This window comes from Paenibacillus sp. E194, from assembly GCF_000935845.1.
In the GTDB taxonomy this organism is placed as follows: Bacteria; Bacillota; Bacilli; order Paenibacillales; family Paenibacillaceae; genus Paenibacillus_B; species Paenibacillus_B alvei_B.
Window position 1 is genome coordinate 24,568 of record NZ_JMDX01000022.1, and the last position, 16,084, is coordinate 40,651.

Sequence of the window (16,084 nt, forward strand, 5' to 3'; positions counted from 1 at the left end):
AGGAAAGGAGACGAAGGAATATGGAGGCACTCATCATGCTGCGTAACGCAATTGATTATATAGAGGAGCATCTGTACACCGAGCTTGATATCGATGCTATTGCCCGTTCAGCGCTGTCATCCCGATATCATTTCCAACGGATGTTCCATGCCTTAACGAACTTTACCGTCACCGAATACATTCGCAATCGGCGATTGACACTTGCAGCAGAAGAACTGGCAGGATCGGATAGTAAAGTAATCGATGTTGCATTCAAATTTGGGTATGACTCCCCTGAAGCCTTCTCCAAGGCATTTCATCGTTTACATGGGGTAGCGCCTTCTGCAGCCAAGAAAACGGATGTGAAGCTGAAGTCCTTCGCACCGATCTCCTTTCACATTCAAATCAAAGGGGAGTCTGCATTGAATTATCGCATGATGGACGAAATCAAATCTACGGTCATTGGGAAAAGCATCACCATCCATAACGATCCCTACAAAGAAATTCCTGAATTCGTTCGACGAATTTGGAATGATGGCACGCATGATCGAATAAACGAGATATTGGGTCAGCCCGCACACAATCTGCTCTACGGGTATTTTTATGATTTTGAAGAGGATGGAACGAAGCGCTACCTGATGGGATATGACCTTCCCGAGGGACATGAAGTTTCCGCTGAATTTGATGTATTGCATATCCCCGCTATCACTTACGCCGTATTTGAAAGTCGGGAAACGTTAACGGACGAACCGGATTCCGGTCAGGAAATTCAGAATGTATGGCGACGGATCTATTCCGAGTGGTTCCCTTCCACGAATTTCGAGCAGGTAGAGGGGCCTTGTATTGAAAAATATTACTGGGTGGATGATCAAAGAGTTGAGTCCATTTGTGAGGTGTGGATCCCGGTAAGGAGAAAGAAGTAAAGCTGTTTCGAATCAAGCTGCACGAATTCCCTTCTTCATTTATTTATTGCGTATACCGATCCATTACATTACGTAAGGGCGCCAGTTGCGGCGCCCTCTCTTCTATTATTTAGAACCCATAATTATATATAACATAACCATTCTGCTCTCTATATTATTTATTCTATTTTCGTTCCATGCGAACGAGATTGCCGAAGCCATCGAACTGGGCTACGATAGACGCATTACCTTTTCTGCTAAACGTGTATTCGCCCCAGTCCTTATTAACCTTCACCTCGTAGGAAGATAAGTCTACACTCCACAATTTTTTCGCGACCGGCTTAGCGATTGCAACACCTTGCTCTTTCGTCAATGATTTGCGCTTCTGATTATCCGTTGTAGGCTTAACATTTATGGATATAAGCTTGCCCGTCTTTGCTTCAATTGTGGCAGCAGCCTCGACCACGAACGCCCGGTTATTCTCGTCTATCATCACAGCCCCATTTTTTCTGGGATCGCCTTTAACTTCTATTTTCCTTGCTAGCTTCCACTCTTCTTTTCCTTCATATTTTTCGTATTCAATGTTCGTAAATGGTTGAACCTTATCGATCCCCATACTTTTTACAGCCTGCTCTGCTACGCTTATGATTTTGCGTTCCATATCCGCTGCCTTGTATGTAAAGCGGAAATTTAAAAGCTTATTTGTCTTCGTATCGATTTGAACGAATTGATTGTCTTTCGCTCTAAAAGTCATTGATTCTATTTTATTGTCTACGATATTGTTTTGGAAAAACTGAGCTTCCGTAAAGGCAAGCTCCGCATTTTTGCTTAACTGCTTCGCTGCTGACTGTGCTGCCTTCAGGTACGATGCGTACTCATCAGTTACCTCCTCCATCTTGAAGCTCAGCGATATGGTAAGTACCTCGCCCGAAACTGCATCGGCCGATACAATGGCGCTCCGATCCTTGGATTGGATGATCCAATTCTCTTTTTCTTTTATCTACAAAATAACTATCCTTGAACGCTTCCTCCAATTGAAATACTTTTCCATTGCCGTATTGCTCGATTGCTTTCTCTGCCGAATCTGCCAACTTTTGATCTAGATCGGAATACTGAACAATTCCCGTCCCTCCGTTATTCGTGTCGGCCTGTTCCGCCATAGCCGGAGTTGCAGCGAACAGGCTGCATGCGAGTATAAGCGCCAATAATGTATTCATTTTCATGAAAAATACCCTCCTCGTATATGTCCGTTTAATCTTGTATTCCCTCTACCGGAATCAGTTCCAACTTCCAGAACTCGCCCTTTGCATTGACGGTTCCTTTAATCGTCATCGAACCTTTTTTCGTGAACGTATATTCATTGAGCTTGACGCTCACTTCGTACCCTTCCATATCGATGCCGAATACTTGCTTAACGGTCGAATCGACCTTACTGATAGCCTGTTCTGGCGTATAAAGCAAAGTTGCGTATTTCTTCCGTGCAGCTTGGTCATCGCCAGGATAATCATCTTTATAGCTTTGCTGAACCGACCAGACTCGGTTCGTCCGTACCCCCACTCTGGCAAAGAGATTCATATCACGCCCAATCTCCCATACATGTTCTGTTGGAGTCATTCTCTGCATCATGGTTGTAGAGCGCAATGCCTTGCCTTCCGCAAAAAATGGATACGCCTTCTCCGCTGCAACTTTGGCCTTTTCATTGAAGCTTCCATGTTCATACCGCAGTTCTGCCATTTCCACCTGGCCCGTTACCGCATCAATCGTAATTGAAGCTTGGTCATTATGGAACGACCAGTTATTAAGTTCCTTAGATTTCACACGGACAGCATCCGAGAATGCGACCGATTGTTCGGGCTTCATCTGCCGCAAGGTATCTTCCACCGTCTGACGCAGCTTGTCATTCAATTCATGGTATGGAACGGCGCGTTGTACAGTAATGGGTTCTGCCGCTTCTTTGAGCACAATGACAAAGCTCTCGCTGTTATCCTTGGCATATAGGAACCACCGATCGCTGTAATCTGCGATGCCATACAGTTCGGCTGGCTTGTTTGGAGCGAGATCATGCATAGCCTGTTCCGCCTTGCTTACGATTTCGGGCTTTAACTCCGCTACTGTCATCTCATATATTGGTTCATCGTAACCTGGAGGGAGCGGTTCAGCCAACGGCACGAGCGGAATGCTCCAACTGATTGGCGTCTTCTTCGTCCAACTCTCCAAGGATACGTTCAGGCTGCCAGGGATCTCGGACTGACCTTCGAAAAAGAACAGCTTACGATTGCGATACTTTCCTTGCGAATCCTGCTCCAGTTCTGTCGCCGACTCCGCTCTAATTTCCTTCCCCTGCTTGTCCATCATGCGCCATTCCAGATCTAGCGTGTCAGAACCAAGCTGCTGTTCAGCCTCCAGTATCCACCCCTTGCCTTGAAAGGCTTTGTAGCCGTCCTTCATCTGCTCAGGGACTTCTTCTGTCTTCATTCGTGCCTTGAAAACAATGCTCTTCCCCTTCACCTCCTTCCTTAACGGCTCCTTCATCAACACCGCCGGATCGAGTGCTATAGAATCCCCTTTAGAGAATCGTTCCTGTGTATAGATTGCTGTCATTTCCAAGGTCAAATCCTTTGTCTCCTCAAAAGGAACGAACGCATGGCGGTACCTCATATGCCCCAACGTTCCTTGACCATGCAAGGACTGTTGAAGAACATTCTTATTTCCGATGGCTAATTCTCTGCGTACCAGACCATCATATGCAGCCACTATATCTCCTTTCCCATCTTTAATTTCATACCGGAACATTGGATCTGTTTTCTGAGCGCTTCTCCATGCCTGTGTCTCATTGACTTGCAGCAATAGCTCTGATTTACTTGGCCCATGACGAAGCTGGTTAACATCTACGCTGAACCCCATCTGTGATTCATATCGCTTGTTAAGTGGCACGATAGTTGTAGAAGCCTTCGCCTTCATCAGATCAATAGGTACGTCCAAGTACCATTTCCCCCGCGTCTTGCCGATCTGATTGATATCGAAGCGCACCGTAATCTGGTTTGGCAGATCTGACATATCTGAAATCTCTTGGCCGGGCACAAGATCATCTAGCGATAGGATTAGAATTCGATCGTTCCCTGCATGGGTCTGCTGCAACCGAAGCGGAAGCACGTTCCCGTTGCCATCGACGATCTCGTATCGGTTCACGTACGGGTCATCTTCGGATCCGTTCGGGATGAACGTATCGAACAATCGATCCGAATCCATGGACTTCCCGTCCTGTTCGATGCCGTACAGGATCGAAATGCGCAATACATCGTGAATCACTTCTTTCACCTTCAACGTAATCCCCTGATCGGTTACTTGCTTGTTGATCGGCTCTGCAAATCCCTCGTCCGCTGCTTTCTTCAAGCCTTCATCCGTTTTGTTCAACGAGAACCATGATTTCACGACTTCAGCGAATGTAGGAGAGGTAGCTGCACCCAGCGCGACGGCCAGAACAAGTCCTGCAGCGGTGATTCCCGCCACCTTCGCAATCTTCATGACGCCGCCCGTTTGCCGAAGCTCTCGCTTCGCTTGCCGCACACCCATGATGCTTCGCTCGCGCAGCTCCTCTGGTATATCGATTTTCTCTATTTCCTCTATAATTCGATTGCGCTGGCTCATGAGATTTCACCTCTCTTCAAACTCTTCCGAAGTTTGCCCAATCCCCGGTATAGTATCGTTTTCGCGGACCCCAAGGGAAGCTCCAGCATGTCCGAAATGTCTTGGAACGTATACCCCTGATAAAACTTGAGCAGGATGACGCTCTTCTCTTGGCCATCCAATTCGTCGAGCAATTCCTGCAAAGTTACGGCCAAGGGAATATCCTCCTCGCAGGAGCTTTCTATTTGCTGTTCGGCATACTCGGGCGAAAACGGAATGATTTTATTGCGCTGCTTCAATATATAAAGAGAGCGATTAATCGCGATTTTGAGAATCCAGGTCTTAAAATACTGCGGTTCCCGCAGGCTGCCGATCGATTTAAAAGCTTGATACGCAGTTTCTTGCACAATATCGAGCGCATCTTCCTTGTTCTTCACGTACATGTAAGCCATCCGGTAGATTGCTTCCTCGTGCTGTTGGAATAGCTCCAGGAACGCCTTGTCGTTTCCCTTCTGCGCTTTCTTCACGAGCTTATGTATATCCATGTGGCATCGTTATCTCCCTTCCCTCTCATATCATTAGAGCACGGAAGAGAAATTTTGGCTTTGAATGAATAAAAAAAGCCATCCCATAGGATGACTTAAAGCAGCTATAACGGACGAGAATCCAGTTATAACGCGGTTCTCTACTTCTTGTGGATCCTTTTCTGTATTAATCAAACTGTAAAATTGATTCTTCGCTAATTAATGTGCCATTGTTTTGCCCTTCACCTATGTCGCGCATCGTCCCCGGTCGATCGAAGTTGAACACATGGATGGGCAGACGGAAGTCCCTTGCCAAAATAAATGCGGATTGATCCATCACCCTCAAATTATGCTGGATCACATCGTTATAATGGAGAGAAGCGAATTTCCTCGCATCCTTGTTCGTTCTCGGATCCGCCTCAAGCACACCGTCAACGCCTTGCTTCGCCACGAGCAGAGCGTCGCAATTCACCTCGATTGCCCGCTGTACGGAGGGATAATCGGTAGTGACGTACGGCTGGCCGTTGCCCCCGGCAAATATGACGATATACCCCTTCTCCAAATGGTGAATCGCTCGCAAGCGAATATACGGCTCTGCAACAGAAGTAACCGGCACGGCGGTCATGACGCGAACCTCCTTATCAGTCTTCGCCTTCAGAACGCCTCGCAGCATAAGACTGTTGATGACGGTCGCCAGCGTCCCGATATTATCGGCCTCTGCGCGCTCAATCCCCCAGCTCTCCGCCATATTTCCACGAAATATATTTCCTCCCCCAATGACGATCGACACCTCGACACCCAGCTCCACGACGGACATCACTTCACTAGCAATATGCTCTAGTCTGTCAGGAGCAAAGCCGAATTCACTGCTTCCTGCAACAGCACCGCCGCTAAGTTTAATCATGACTCGCTTGTATCTCGTCATCCCCACACCTCCATCGGAATTGGCAAAATAAAAAACACTAAAGCAGCGAATGCCTTAGTGTTCTTATGGGATGGAAATATGAAATTGAAATCGCGAATGAATGGTTTGTCTTCGGCTTCCAACTCATACTCCCACTCCTTCTCATCGTGATTTCCACCTATTGTAAACACTCTGCATGGAAAAATCAACATGATCTAGATCACACATACTGACTCATGACAACAAACCGTTATCCTGCTCAGTCGTGCCGTTCCTTACATAGCTGATGCGTACAGCCTTCGCCCTCAATCCCCAGCTCCTGCTTGATTTGATCCATCCGCATTTTTCCCCACTCATACATCATTTCTACGAGAGGCAGGAGCGTCATGCCAAGCTCCGTCATGGAATACTCAACCTTGGGCGGCACCTCGGGATATACCTCCCGATGAACAATTCCATCCTCCATCAGTTCACGCAGCTGATTGGTCAATATTTTATGAGATACCTTCGGGAACAAGCGCTGGAGATCACTGAAGCGATGAGGACCTTCAACGCCCAAGTGCCAGAGAATAACGACCTTCCACTTTCCACTGATAATGGACAGCGTCAATTCCTTCTCACAGTTAAAATCACCGTTCACAATTTTCTTTTTTATTTCTTCTCGCAATGTATCTGACATTGATTTCAAAACCCCTTATTTCTTCAATAAGTAACGTATAGGTAACCTCCGCACAAAAAAGTGCATTCTTCACAGGATAGAAGAGCGTCGGTACAATAAGACACATCTTACAGCGATGATCGCAACATCAAGTCCACTTCATATTCAGAAGTGATTCAGCACGTGCTGCAGCACGGATCTGACACCAACGTAACTGTGTACCACAAATAGGAGGCCATATTTTGTGAATAAAAAAGCTCTATTTATTATACCACCCGAACGATTCAATGAAGATGAGCTGTTCCAGCCAAAAGCTGCCTTGGAGCAGGCAGGAGTGAACGTCACCATTGCCAGCACCACAACCGGCGAGATCACAGGCGACTTCCAAGGCAAAGCCACGGCAGAAGTCATCTTCTCTGATGTGTCCGCTGCTGACTATGACGTCGTAGCCGTTATCGGCGGTTCTGGCACGAATGATTATCTGTGGGATAACAAGGAGCTGCAGCAATACTTGATGCAGGCACATCAAGAACGCGTGCTTGTATCCGGCATTTGCGCAGGCGCTGTTACGGTTGCCTGTACTGGACTGCTTACAGACAGAGAAGCGACATGCTACCCGCTTGATATTCAAATTGACCAATTGAAAGCGAATCATGTCACGTATATCGCACAGCATGTGGTTGCTCATGATGACATTATTACCGCCGACGGCCCGGATGGCACCGCACAATTCGGTGCAAGCTTGGTACAAGCGCTCGACTAATCAACTAGCTGTATGCTTTACGCAAACAATAAGAAGCCTTCGGATCAGATTGAACTGCCGAAGGCTTCCCTTCTTATGTATTATAGGCACGCTTGCCTGATAGCTTCAATGCTTCGGTTCTTCGGTGCATCATAAATGCATTAATGATTGCCCCTGTTGTGCTTACCCTCTATTAAATCTAATGTCTGTCACTTTGCCGCTGTCCACAAACCCAATTTGCTGGTATACCTTATTGGAGTCGGGATTAGTCAAGTCCGCATACAGCATCGGCTGCAGGGACTCTCTATGCAGCAGCTCACATACCTCCGCTACAAGGGCACTTGCATAGCCCTGTTTCCGTGATGCAGGCGGCGTATAGACCGCATTAATCCGTCCATGGCGTGGCGATCGGTGCGCAATATTTGCCATCGATGCCGGCCGACCATCGACCATCCAGAAATATAGATTCCCTTGACCAATCAATCCTTCAGCCGCAGACAATTGGCTCTCAGGCGTGACGGTTACTCCATATGCACTTTCCGAGAATCCTGCCAAAAACGAAGCCACGATACCCGTACGATTTCCCAAGGCCTTTTCCATTGTTCCGCCTACATGCTGTGGCTTGAGCACTTTCGGACAGCAATACGATTCCATCCCCATATGGGTGTCATAGTGCAGCTGTTTTGCATTCGCATACAGATTGGCGAATCGTTCCACTGTGTTCGGCAATCCCGTAATGCCAGGCAATTCATGCGATTCAAGCACTTCCGCAAGCTCTCTCAAGCGCTCATCACGTTCCGAATCCGTTATCTCTTTCGACATCCAAAGCCACCCATTATGTCCAGGAGACTGTGCAAATATCAAGGTACCATCCTTCGACTTGAGACAAGTTGCCCCGTCCAACTCGCAAATGCGGTACAGCAGATTGAACGGCACCTCGTCCCGTTGAAAATAAGGGTTATTTACCAAGTCATCCGCTGTGCTCCATGATTCCAACATGCCATCGCCCCCTGAAATTTTAACTGATTGTACGCCTATGACATTTATCCGTCAATCCCAATCAAATAGGCTCAATGGTGGCATCATCAAACACACTCCTTAGAATAGATCCGTAGCACAATAGATATCCCGCGCTCTTAGTCACCCAATCGGCTATTTCCCGAGATACTTCAATGGATTAGGCAAACAAAAAGAGACACCCGTAGCTTGCAGCAACAAGCCTTGGTACGTCCCTTCGTTATTATTATGAATTCATCATCTGCTTCACAAGCTCACGGTTGCGTTCCTTGAACACATCGTTGTGGGAAGATACCATTCCCCAGCCATTTGCATCCGGCTGAATGAATTGCTTCGCCTTATTCACCGCATTGGCTGCATCCTGGAAGGCGCCTGCAATTAAGTGCAGCTTCCCGTCATGATGCAAAATATCCCCTGCTGCGTACAGCCCCGGAATCGAAGACTCACTGCTGGCATTGCCCGCCACATAGAAATCTTCTACCTGCTCAATCTTCAATGCACTGTTGCCAATGAGGCTCGAATCCCGCTCATAGCCGTGATTAATAATCACTTCGTCAATCGGCAATACTGCCATCTCGCCTGTCGCTTGATTCGTCAGTTCTACTCGTTCAATCGTCTCATGGTTGTCCGCTGCAATCAACTTCGTAATGGAAGTATTGAAGAAGCACTCAATAGAGCTGTTCATCAGCTGCGTAATCGTTGCCTCGTGACCGGACAAAGACTCCTTATCCTTCCGGTACGTCAAGTATACTTTCTTCGCGACCGGTTCTAGTTCGTTCGCCCAGTCAATGGCAGAGTTCCCGCCGCCTGAAATGACCACGACCTTATCCTTAAACTTCCGGAGTGATTTCACCGTATAATTCAAATTCGTTACTTCGAAGCGCTCCGCACCCTCAATATCAAGCTTAGTCGGGTTCAAAATTCCGCCGCCCACTGCCACGATGACCGTCTTGGAATAATGCTTCTGACCGGAGGATGCTTCCAGTACGAAAATGCCATCCTCGTTGCGAACAATCGATTCGACCTTCTCATTAAGTACAACCTCAGGGTCGAACGTCAAACCCTGCGCCACCATCTGCTTAATTAACTGTGCCCCTGTAAGAGGTGTTAGTCCACCGACATCCCAGATCATTTTCTCTGGATATACATGCACCTTGCCGCCAAGCTGTGGCTGATACTCGATCAGCTTTGTTTTCATTTCACGAAGTCCACTATAAAAAGCAGAGTACAGCCCTGCTGGGCCTCCTCCAATGACCGTCACATCAAATAATTGTTCCTGATCCATTTCCCTTTCACTCCTCAGAAACTCGTTGGTATTGATTATCATTATCAATGATATCCGATTCATTACTCTTTTACAACAAAAATTACTATTGACATCTGATATGCAGAAATTTATATTATGGGGAGAAATGATCTTGATAATCATTATCAATTAATGACGATAACGGTGGTTTCTTTCCATAAATGGAGGTTGAAGCATGGCTCGCCTATATACAGATGATTTAAGCATTGGCTACGGTGAACGATTAATTGTCAAAAACCTAAGTGTACCTATTCCCGATAAAAAGATTACAACGATCATTGGCTCCAATGGCTGCGGTAAATCTACACTGCTCAAAGCAATTACTCGCATTATTCCCCATCAATCCGGGAATGTCATCCTCGACGGTGAGAATATTGTAAGAGAAAATACAAAGCTGCTGGCGAAAAAAATGGCCATTCTGCCTCAAACCCCAGAAAGTGCAAGCGGGTTAACGGTAGGCGAGCTCGTCTCCTATGGCCGATTCCCTTATCAGCGCGGGTTCGGACGCTTAACGAAGAAGGATATCGAGGTCATCGACTGGGCATTGGAAATGACAGGGACGATTGACTTCAAATATCGTCCTGTAGACGCCCTCTCCGGCGGTCAGCGCCAGCGCGTCTGGATCGCTATGGCACTTGCTCAAGAGACAGAAATCATTTTTCTCGATGAGCCGACAACGTATTTGGACATGGCTCATCAACTTGAAGTATTGGAGCTGCTGCAGCGCCTGAATGAAGAGCAGGAGCGCACCATTGTCATGGTTCTCCATGATCTGAACCAAGCAGCTCGATTCGCCGACTACATCATCGCAATGAAGAACGGTGAGATCGTCAAGGCTGGCGACTGCGAAGAGGTTATGACCTCAGATGTACTGAAAAAGGTGTTTCAAATCGATGCTGAAATCGGACGGGATCCTCGAACGAACAAGCCGATGTGTATCACATATAACTTAATTAAAGGAGCAACAGCATCATGAAGAAGTGGTTCATCCCCTTTATGCTCATATTCGTGCTCGCAATTAGCGCCTGCACAAGCCCTGCTGCCGAGCCGAAGAAAGATGCAGCAGAGAACAAAGAAAGCAAATCTGACACAATTACATATCAGTCAGAAAATGGGCCTGTGACAGTTCCTGCTGATCCGAAGCGCGTTGTTGTATTGGCATCCTTCGCTGGTAATGTCATGGCGCTGAACGTAAATGTAGTCGGAGTAGATGCATGGGCGAAGCAGAACCCTCGCTTTGAGTCAAAATTGAAAGATGTTGCAGAAGTGTCTGATGAGAACCTGGAGAAAATTATTGAACTGAATCCGGATCTGATCATCGGATTGTCGGGAATAAAAAATGCAGACAAGCTGAACCAAATTGCCCCTACCGTTACTTTCACTTACGGCAAGGTCGATTATTTAACACAGCACCTGGAAATCGGGAAGCTCTTCAACAAAGAAGCCGAGGCGAAGGCTTGGATCGACGACTTCAAGAAGCGCGCAGAGCAGGCCGGCAAGGACATTAAAGCCAAAATCGGTGAAAATGCAACTGTCTCGGTTATCGAGAACTTCAATAAGCAATTGTATGTATACGGCAACAACTGGGGACGTGGAACGGAGATTCTATACCAAGAGATGAAGCTGAACATGCCGGAGAAAGTCAAAGAAAAAGCGTTGGGACCTGGCTACTTCGCACTCTCTACTGAGGTTCTTCCGCAATTCGCAGGCGACTATGTCATTCTCAGTAAGAACAAAGCTGGCGACAATTCATTCCAAGAAACGGAATCGTATAAAAATATCCCTGCCGTGAAGAACAATCGCGTGTTCGAGGTTAATATGAATGAATTCTATTTCAATGACCCGCTCACATTGGACTTCCAATTGGAGACATTCAGTAAAGATTTCGCGGCAAGCAAGTAACGTCTGGAGAAGGAATTCTTAATTTTAAGAATTCCTTTTCCTGTATTCTAAGCACCATTATGAGAAAGGGACATTATGCATGGTGAACTCGAATCAACATATGATTCCATTTGTAGGAAAGTTAATTGTGGGAATCCTTATATGCGCTGGGATGTTTGTCGTCGCTATGGTATTTGGCGCCGCTGACACTTCGCTGCGCGATGTGTGGCTTGCCCTTACGTCGAATGCTACAAGTGACAACATTTCCGTTTTACGAGATATCCGTCTTCCACGCGAGATAGGTGCGATGGTTGTCGGTGCCGCCCTAGCTGTAGCAGGTGCGATTATGCAGGGCATGACACGCAACCCGCTTGCTGATCCTGGCCTGCTTGGGCTTACTGCCGGTGCCAATGCAGCGCTGGCCATTACACTAGCATTGATTCCTGACGCCAACTATTATGCGATTACGATTGCTTGCTTCATTGGTGCAGCAGTTGGTGCATTTATCGTATTTGGCATCGGTGCAATGAAGAAGGGAGGATTCTCCCCGCTTCGTATCGTTCTAGCTGGTGCTGCTGTCACTGCTTTCCTCATCGCGGTAGCGGAAGGAACAGGGCTTTATTTTAAGCTATCTAGGGAAATTTCCTTATGGACTGCTGGTGGGCTTATCGGTACCAATTGGAGTCAGCTTCAAATTATCGTTCCCGTGGTCCTCGTCGGCATCTTGATTGCAATTGGCTTCTCCAGACAGCTGACCATTCTAAGCTTGAATGAAGAGGTCGCTGTGGGATTAGGTCAGAAAACACTCATGGTGAAGATCATCCTATTTATCGTCATCGTTCTGCTTGCCGGCGCATCTGTAGCACTTGTTGGCAATATGGCCTTTATCGGACTCATGATTCCTCATATTGTACGAGCTATGGTCGGCACGGATTATCGATTTATATTGCCAATGTCCATCTTTACGGGCGCTACTTTCATGCTGCTTGCCGATACGCTTGGACGAACAATCAATAGCCCATACGAGACACCTGTAGCAGCCATCGTTGCCATGCTGGGCCTGCCCTTCTTCCTGTTCATTGTACATAAAGGAGGCAAAGCATTCTCATGATCTTACCCTCTCTATTGAGAAAGCAGCGGCTTATTCTCGTATTGCTGTTCGGGCTTATTCTACTAACTGTCATCGTCGGAATGGGTCTCGGTTATTCATCACTGTCCTATGATCGGCTGCTCCCTACCCTGCTTGGGCAGGGGACGTTCAAGGAGGACTTCGTGCTGTATTCTATCCGAATGCCGCGCATCCTGATTACACTCCTATCCGGCATGGCTCTGGCTTTATCAGGAGCCCTCCTGCAGGGTGTGACTCGCAATGATCTCGCCGATCCCGGAATACTCGGAATTAATGCTGGGGCCGGTGTATCTATTTCGGTGTTCTTCCTGTTCGTTCCCATAGACATGGGTTCATTCGCATATATGCTGCCTCTTGTCGCCTTTATCGGGGCTGTGCTTACAGCAGCTCTTATCTATCTATTTTCGTATCAACGAACTTCAGGGCTGCAGCCTGTACGGCTGGTACTGACCGGTGTAGGCTTCTCCATGGCACTGTCGGGAACGATGATCGTGCTTATCTCCTCTTCGGAAAGGGCCAAGGTTGATTTCATCTCGAAGTGGCTTGCGGGGAATGTATGGGGTACAGATTGGCCATTTATCTGGGCGATACTGCCTTGGCTGGTTGTTTTGATCCCCTATACCTTATATAAGGCGAATCGTCTGAATCTACTGGCACTCAATGAGCCTGTCGCAATCGGAGTAGGTGTATCCATCGAGAAGGAACGACTGACATTGCTGATTGCTGCCGTTGCACTAGCTGCCGCAGCCGTCTCTGTGACGGGCGGAATCGCCTTTATTGGATTGATGGCGCCGCATATTGCAAGAGCATTGGTCGGCCCAAGGCACCAGCTGTTCCTTCCTGTAGCGATACTGCTAGGCGGCTGGATGTTGCTGGTGGCTGATACGATTGGACGCAACGTATTGGAGCCAGATGGTATTCCAGTCGGCATCGTCGTCGCACTGATTGGTGCACCGTATTTCGTCTATTTATTACTGAAAAAGTAGTATACGCATTATGCCCCTCCTACTCCTTCAACGAGTTAGAGGGGCTTTTTATATATCTAAATACCGTGCATGGAGAACAGAATGTGTAATCTTCCGCCTTGGCTTGTTCCTTTTTGAACTATCGGGCGATTGGTGCGACGAATGAATTCATAGCTGTTCCATGTATTTTTTAGGCGTAAACGAACTGAATTCCTTGAACTCCTTAATGAAATGATTCTGGTCGTAATACCCCAGTTCCATCATCTCCTCCATTACCCCCTCATAATTCGAGCGCAGCAGTGCGTCCAATACATGCTGAAAGCGCACGATACGGCTGAACAGCTTCGGGGACATCCCTACATACTCATGGAATACCTTCGCAATATATCGTGACGAATACCCTGTATGCTGCGATAAATCAGACATACTTCGCGAACCGCTGCTGCTAATGATTTGCTCCGTTACATGCTTCAGCCAGGGCGGTGTCTCGTCCTCTTCTTGGATAAGCTGGCGATAGAACGATTCGAATATCGCAATTCTTGCCGGCATATTGTTCGCTGCTGCAATTTGCTCCAGCAGTATGGAGGAATTGCGGATTACATCAGCTAATGGGATTTCGCAATCAGTGAACTCATGGGCGGGATAACGAAGCACATGCCTGCCATAGCCGGGGAAGAAGCGAATCGCAAACACATCACAGTTCCCTTGGCGGAACCCGCCTTGCTTGCCTGAAGTCACCGTTCCGCATACGTTAGCGGTTGGGCGATCCTGATCACAGCAAATCATAATATCAATACTTCCATCAGGCAATATCATCATCGGATGGTTGCTTGCTTCATCCAAGGAAAACGTATAATACTGAATCCCCATCGGCTTGGGATAAGCCGACAGTCGATTGTCGAAGTAGTTCATCTGCTTCCGTTCAAAGGATGGCTGATGAGGGAAATATCCCAAGCTGTCAGGCTGTGCATTCATGACATGATCACCCCCATATTAATTATATTTATCCTATCGGATTAATTATATTAAAATCAAATCTTCTGTGTGCTGTCAATCCTCCTCGACCCTCACTTCCTCTGGATCTCTCATAGCTGAAGTAGCTGTCCTTATCAACAAATTTTGTGCTGTTCCGATTTTTACTATATTTACACCCCGTTATCCCGTATGATGGCAAACAAATAACCGTATAGGATTACTCGGATATAGAAGTCGAGGGAGGAACGCCAAATATGAACAAGAAGAAAAGAATACTCTGGGCACTCACCGTAACAGCTGCAGTGGCACTCACCGTAATCGCCACAGGATGCAGCAAGGCAGCCGATCAAGCATCATCTACCGGCGAGCAGAAGGTCAAGACCTTGCTAGTCGGCACGAGCGGCGGACCGAAGCCTTATGTGTATGTAGATCAGAACAACAACCTCGATGGCTACGACATTGCTGTCTTGAAGGAAATTGACAAGCTGCTTCCGCAATATGACATTCAGTTTGAGAAAACTGAGTTCCCAAGCATATTCGCTGGCATCGACTCTGGACGATATCAAATTGGCGCCAATAACATCACCAAGAAGCCGGAACGCGAAGAGAAATATCTGTTCGGCAACGAATACTACTACTTCAATCGTACCGTGGTAGTGGTGAAGAAAGGCCGTACAGACATTGCATCCATTAATGATCTTTCAGGAAAAACGATCCCAATCAGTCCTGGCGGTGGATTCGAGCAGCTGTTCGTCGAACAATTCAACAAGGAGCATCCGGACAAAGAGATAAATCCTGCTTACACCGAGCAAGATCAGATCAAAACCTATCAAGACATTGCCAATGGTGCAGCCGATTTTACCTTTGCCGAAAAAGTCATGCTGAGAGACATTGAGAAGGAATACGGCATTGCGCTCGATACAGTAGAGCTTCCTAAGGGAGAAATCGAAAAGATTCAAAACCCGAAAGCCTATTTCATATTCAGCAAAACAGGCGACGGCCCTGCCATTCGCGATGCATTCGATGGTGCGCTGCGCACACTGCTGGACAATGGCAAGCTGAAGGAGCTGTCCATTCAATATTTAGGAGCCGACTATACGAGATAATCAAGCCTGCTCCATTCCAAATATCCATAAAGAAGTGATGTGCATGCCCAATTTATTTGATGTAGAACTCGTGTTCAGTCAAATTCCTGAACTGCTTGCCTACTTGCCGATCACGCTAGGAATTGCCTTTGCATCCATGCTCCTTAGCCTGCTGATCGGTCTTGCAACAGCGCTTATCAAGATTAAGCAAATTCCCGTGCTCTGCTCTCTCGCGGCATTCTATGTCTCCTTCATGAGAGGGACACCGATTATCGTTCAGCTCTATCTGGCCTTCTATGCGGTTCCAATGGCTATGCAGTATATCAATTATTACTACGGTACGGACTACAATACGAACCATATTCCACCGATGATCTTCGTGCTCATCAC

At 47.2% G+C, this 16,084-nt stretch carries 17 protein-coding genes; 8 read left to right on the top strand and 9 right to left on the bottom strand.

Annotation, left to right across the window (positions count from 1 at the left end; genetic code table 11):
- Positions 1–20 precede the first annotated feature (20 nt).
- Entirely contained in the window at positions 21–902 is an 882-nt protein-coding gene (locus AZ66_RS04980) for an AraC family transcriptional regulator (protein ID WP_021260833.1), read from the top strand.
- Positions 903–1,065: 163 nt separating this feature from the next.
- Here the strand turns inward: AZ66_RS04980 and AZ66_RS04985 are convergent, their stop codons facing one another.
- From AZ66_RS04985 to AZ66_RS05015, 6 genes are all read right to left on the bottom strand, one after another.
- Positions 1,066–1,776, bottom strand: coding sequence for a hypothetical protein (locus AZ66_RS04985; protein WP_044353840.1), 711 nt, complete (start codon positions 1,774–1,776; stop codon positions 1,066–1,068).
- Entirely contained in the window at positions 1,760–2,104 is a 345-nt protein-coding gene (locus AZ66_RS32395; RefSeq protein WP_044353841.1) for a hypothetical protein, read from the bottom strand. The genes AZ66_RS04985 and AZ66_RS32395 overlap by 17 nt, the downstream gene beginning before the upstream one ends.
- Before the next feature lie 28 nt (positions 2,105–2,132).
- On the bottom strand, positions 2,133–4,529 hold the full coding sequence (locus AZ66_RS04995; RefSeq protein ID WP_044353842.1) for a DUF4179 domain-containing protein: 2,397 nt from the start codon (positions 4,527–4,529) through the stop codon (positions 2,133–2,135).
- Positions 4,526–5,053 carry a sigma-70 family RNA polymerase sigma factor gene (locus tag AZ66_RS05000; RefSeq protein ID WP_021260829.1) on the bottom strand — a complete coding sequence of 176 codons (528 nt, stop codon included), beginning with the start codon at positions 5,051–5,053 and terminating at the stop codon, positions 4,526–4,528. The genes AZ66_RS04995 and AZ66_RS05000 overlap by 4 nt, the downstream gene beginning before the upstream one ends.
- A 166-nt stretch (positions 5,054–5,219) precedes the next feature.
- The gene (pyrH, locus tag AZ66_RS05005; protein ID WP_036620422.1) at positions 5,220–5,957 is read right to left on the bottom strand and encodes a UMP kinase; all 738 of its coding nucleotides are present in this window, start codon (positions 5,955–5,957) and stop codon (positions 5,220–5,222) included.
- A 238-nt stretch (positions 5,958–6,195) separates the two neighbouring features.
- Entirely contained in the window at positions 6,196–6,615 is a 420-nt protein-coding gene (locus AZ66_RS05015) for a winged helix-turn-helix transcriptional regulator (protein WP_021260827.1), read from the bottom strand.
- A 223-nt stretch (positions 6,616–6,838) separates the two neighbouring features.
- On the opposite strand from AZ66_RS05015, the gene AZ66_RS05020 reads away from it, so the two are divergent.
- Positions 6,839–7,357: a DJ-1/PfpI family protein gene (locus AZ66_RS05020; protein WP_044353844.1), complete on the top strand. Its 519-nt coding sequence runs from the start codon at positions 6,839–6,841 to the stop codon at positions 7,355–7,357.
- A 162-nt stretch (positions 7,358–7,519) separates the two neighbouring features.
- On the opposite strand, the gene AZ66_RS05025 is transcribed toward AZ66_RS05020, so the two are convergent.
- Positions 7,520–8,335: a GNAT family N-acetyltransferase gene (locus AZ66_RS05025; protein WP_021260825.1), complete on the bottom strand. Its 816-nt coding sequence runs from the start codon at positions 8,333–8,335 to the stop codon at positions 7,520–7,522.
- Between the two features lie 244 nt (positions 8,336–8,579).
- Positions 8,580–9,638, bottom strand: a complete 1,059-nt coding sequence (locus AZ66_RS05030; RefSeq protein ID WP_021260824.1) for an NAD(P)/FAD-dependent oxidoreductase — start codon at positions 9,636–9,638, stop codon at positions 8,580–8,582.
- A gap of 196 nt (positions 9,639–9,834) precedes the next feature.
- Here AZ66_RS05030 and AZ66_RS05035 point away from each other — a divergent pair, with 196 nt between their 5' ends.
- The 4 genes from AZ66_RS05035 (at position 9,835) to AZ66_RS05050 (ending at position 13,655) form a co-directional block, all read left to right on the top strand.
- Positions 9,835–10,635, top strand: coding sequence for an ABC transporter ATP-binding protein (locus tag AZ66_RS05035; RefSeq protein ID WP_021260823.1), 801 nt, complete (start codon positions 9,835–9,837; stop codon positions 10,633–10,635).
- Positions 10,632–11,561 (top strand): iron-hydroxamate ABC transporter substrate-binding protein, encoded by a 930-nt coding sequence (locus AZ66_RS05040; protein ID WP_044353845.1) that lies wholly within the window; start codon positions 10,632–10,634, stop codon positions 11,559–11,561. The genes AZ66_RS05035 and AZ66_RS05040 overlap by 4 nt, the downstream gene beginning before the upstream one ends.
- Before the next feature lie 79 nt (positions 11,562–11,640).
- The gene (locus AZ66_RS05045) at positions 11,641–12,651 is read left to right on the top strand and encodes a FecCD family ABC transporter permease (RefSeq protein WP_036620374.1); all 1,011 of its coding nucleotides are present in this window, start codon (positions 11,641–11,643) and stop codon (positions 12,649–12,651) included.
- Positions 12,648–13,655, top strand: coding sequence for a FecCD family ABC transporter permease (locus AZ66_RS05050; RefSeq protein ID WP_021260820.1), 1,008 nt, complete (start codon positions 12,648–12,650; stop codon positions 13,653–13,655). Before AZ66_RS05045 ends, AZ66_RS05050 begins: the two co-directional genes overlap by 4 nt.
- A gap of 147 nt (positions 13,656–13,802) precedes the next feature.
- Here AZ66_RS05050 and AZ66_RS05055 read toward each other — a convergent pair whose 3' ends face one another.
- On the bottom strand, positions 13,803–14,609 hold the full coding sequence (locus AZ66_RS05055) for a helix-turn-helix domain-containing protein (protein WP_021260819.1): 807 nt from the start codon (positions 14,607–14,609) through the stop codon (positions 13,803–13,805).
- A 254-nt stretch (positions 14,610–14,863) separates the two neighbouring features.
- Here AZ66_RS05055 and AZ66_RS05060 point away from each other — a divergent pair, with 254 nt between their 5' ends.
- Positions 14,864–15,715: a transporter substrate-binding domain-containing protein gene (locus AZ66_RS05060; RefSeq protein ID WP_021260818.1), complete on the top strand. Its 852-nt coding sequence runs from the start codon at positions 14,864–14,866 to the stop codon at positions 15,713–15,715.
- A 43-nt stretch (positions 15,716–15,758) separates the two neighbouring features.
- Positions 15,759–16,084, top strand: a 326-nt coding sequence (locus AZ66_RS05065; protein WP_044353846.1) for an ABC transporter permease subunit, incomplete at its 3' end; no start/stop codon positions are given.

Coding starts and splice junctions, on each gene's coding strand:
- AZ66_RS04980 (WP_021260833.1), top strand. CDS start 21: ATGGAGGCACTCATCATGCTGCGTAACGCAATTGATTATATAGAGGAG.
- AZ66_RS04985 (WP_044353840.1), bottom strand. CDS start 1,776: ATGGAGGAGGTAACTGATGAGTACGCATCGTACCTGAAGGCAGCACAG.
- AZ66_RS32395 (WP_044353841.1), bottom strand. CDS start 2,104: ATGAAAATGAATACATTATTGGCGCTTATACTCGCATGCAGCCTGTTC.
- AZ66_RS04995 (WP_044353842.1), bottom strand. CDS start 4,529: ATGAGCCAGCGCAATCGAATTATAGAGGAAATAGAGAAAATCGATATA.
- AZ66_RS05000 (WP_021260829.1), bottom strand. CDS start 5,053: ATGGATATACATAAGCTCGTGAAGAAAGCGCAGAAGGGAAACGACAAG.
- pyrH (WP_036620422.1), bottom strand. CDS start 5,957: ATGACGAGATACAAGCGAGTCATGATTAAACTTAGCGGCGGTGCTGTT.
- AZ66_RS05015 (WP_021260827.1), bottom strand. CDS start 6,615: ATGTCAGATACATTGCGAGAAGAAATAAAAAAGAAAATTGTGAACGGT.
- AZ66_RS05025 (WP_021260825.1), bottom strand. CDS start 8,335: ATGTTGGAATCATGGAGCACAGCGGATGACTTGGTAAATAACCCTTAT.
- AZ66_RS05030 (WP_021260824.1), bottom strand. CDS start 9,638: ATGGATCAGGAACAATTATTTGATGTGACGGTCATTGGAGGAGGCCCA.
- AZ66_RS05035 (WP_021260823.1), top strand. CDS start 9,835: ATGGCTCGCCTATATACAGATGATTTAAGCATTGGCTACGGTGAACGA.
- AZ66_RS05040 (WP_044353845.1), top strand. CDS start 10,632: ATGAAGAAGTGGTTCATCCCCTTTATGCTCATATTCGTGCTCGCAATT.
- AZ66_RS05045 (WP_036620374.1), top strand. CDS start 11,641: ATGGTGAACTCGAATCAACATATGATTCCATTTGTAGGAAAGTTAATT.
- AZ66_RS05050 (WP_021260820.1), top strand. CDS start 12,648: ATGATCTTACCCTCTCTATTGAGAAAGCAGCGGCTTATTCTCGTATTG.
- AZ66_RS05055 (WP_021260819.1), bottom strand. CDS start 14,609: ATGAATGCACAGCCTGACAGCTTGGGATATTTCCCTCATCAGCCATCC.
- AZ66_RS05060 (WP_021260818.1), top strand. CDS start 14,864: ATGAACAAGAAGAAAAGAATACTCTGGGCACTCACCGTAACAGCTGCA.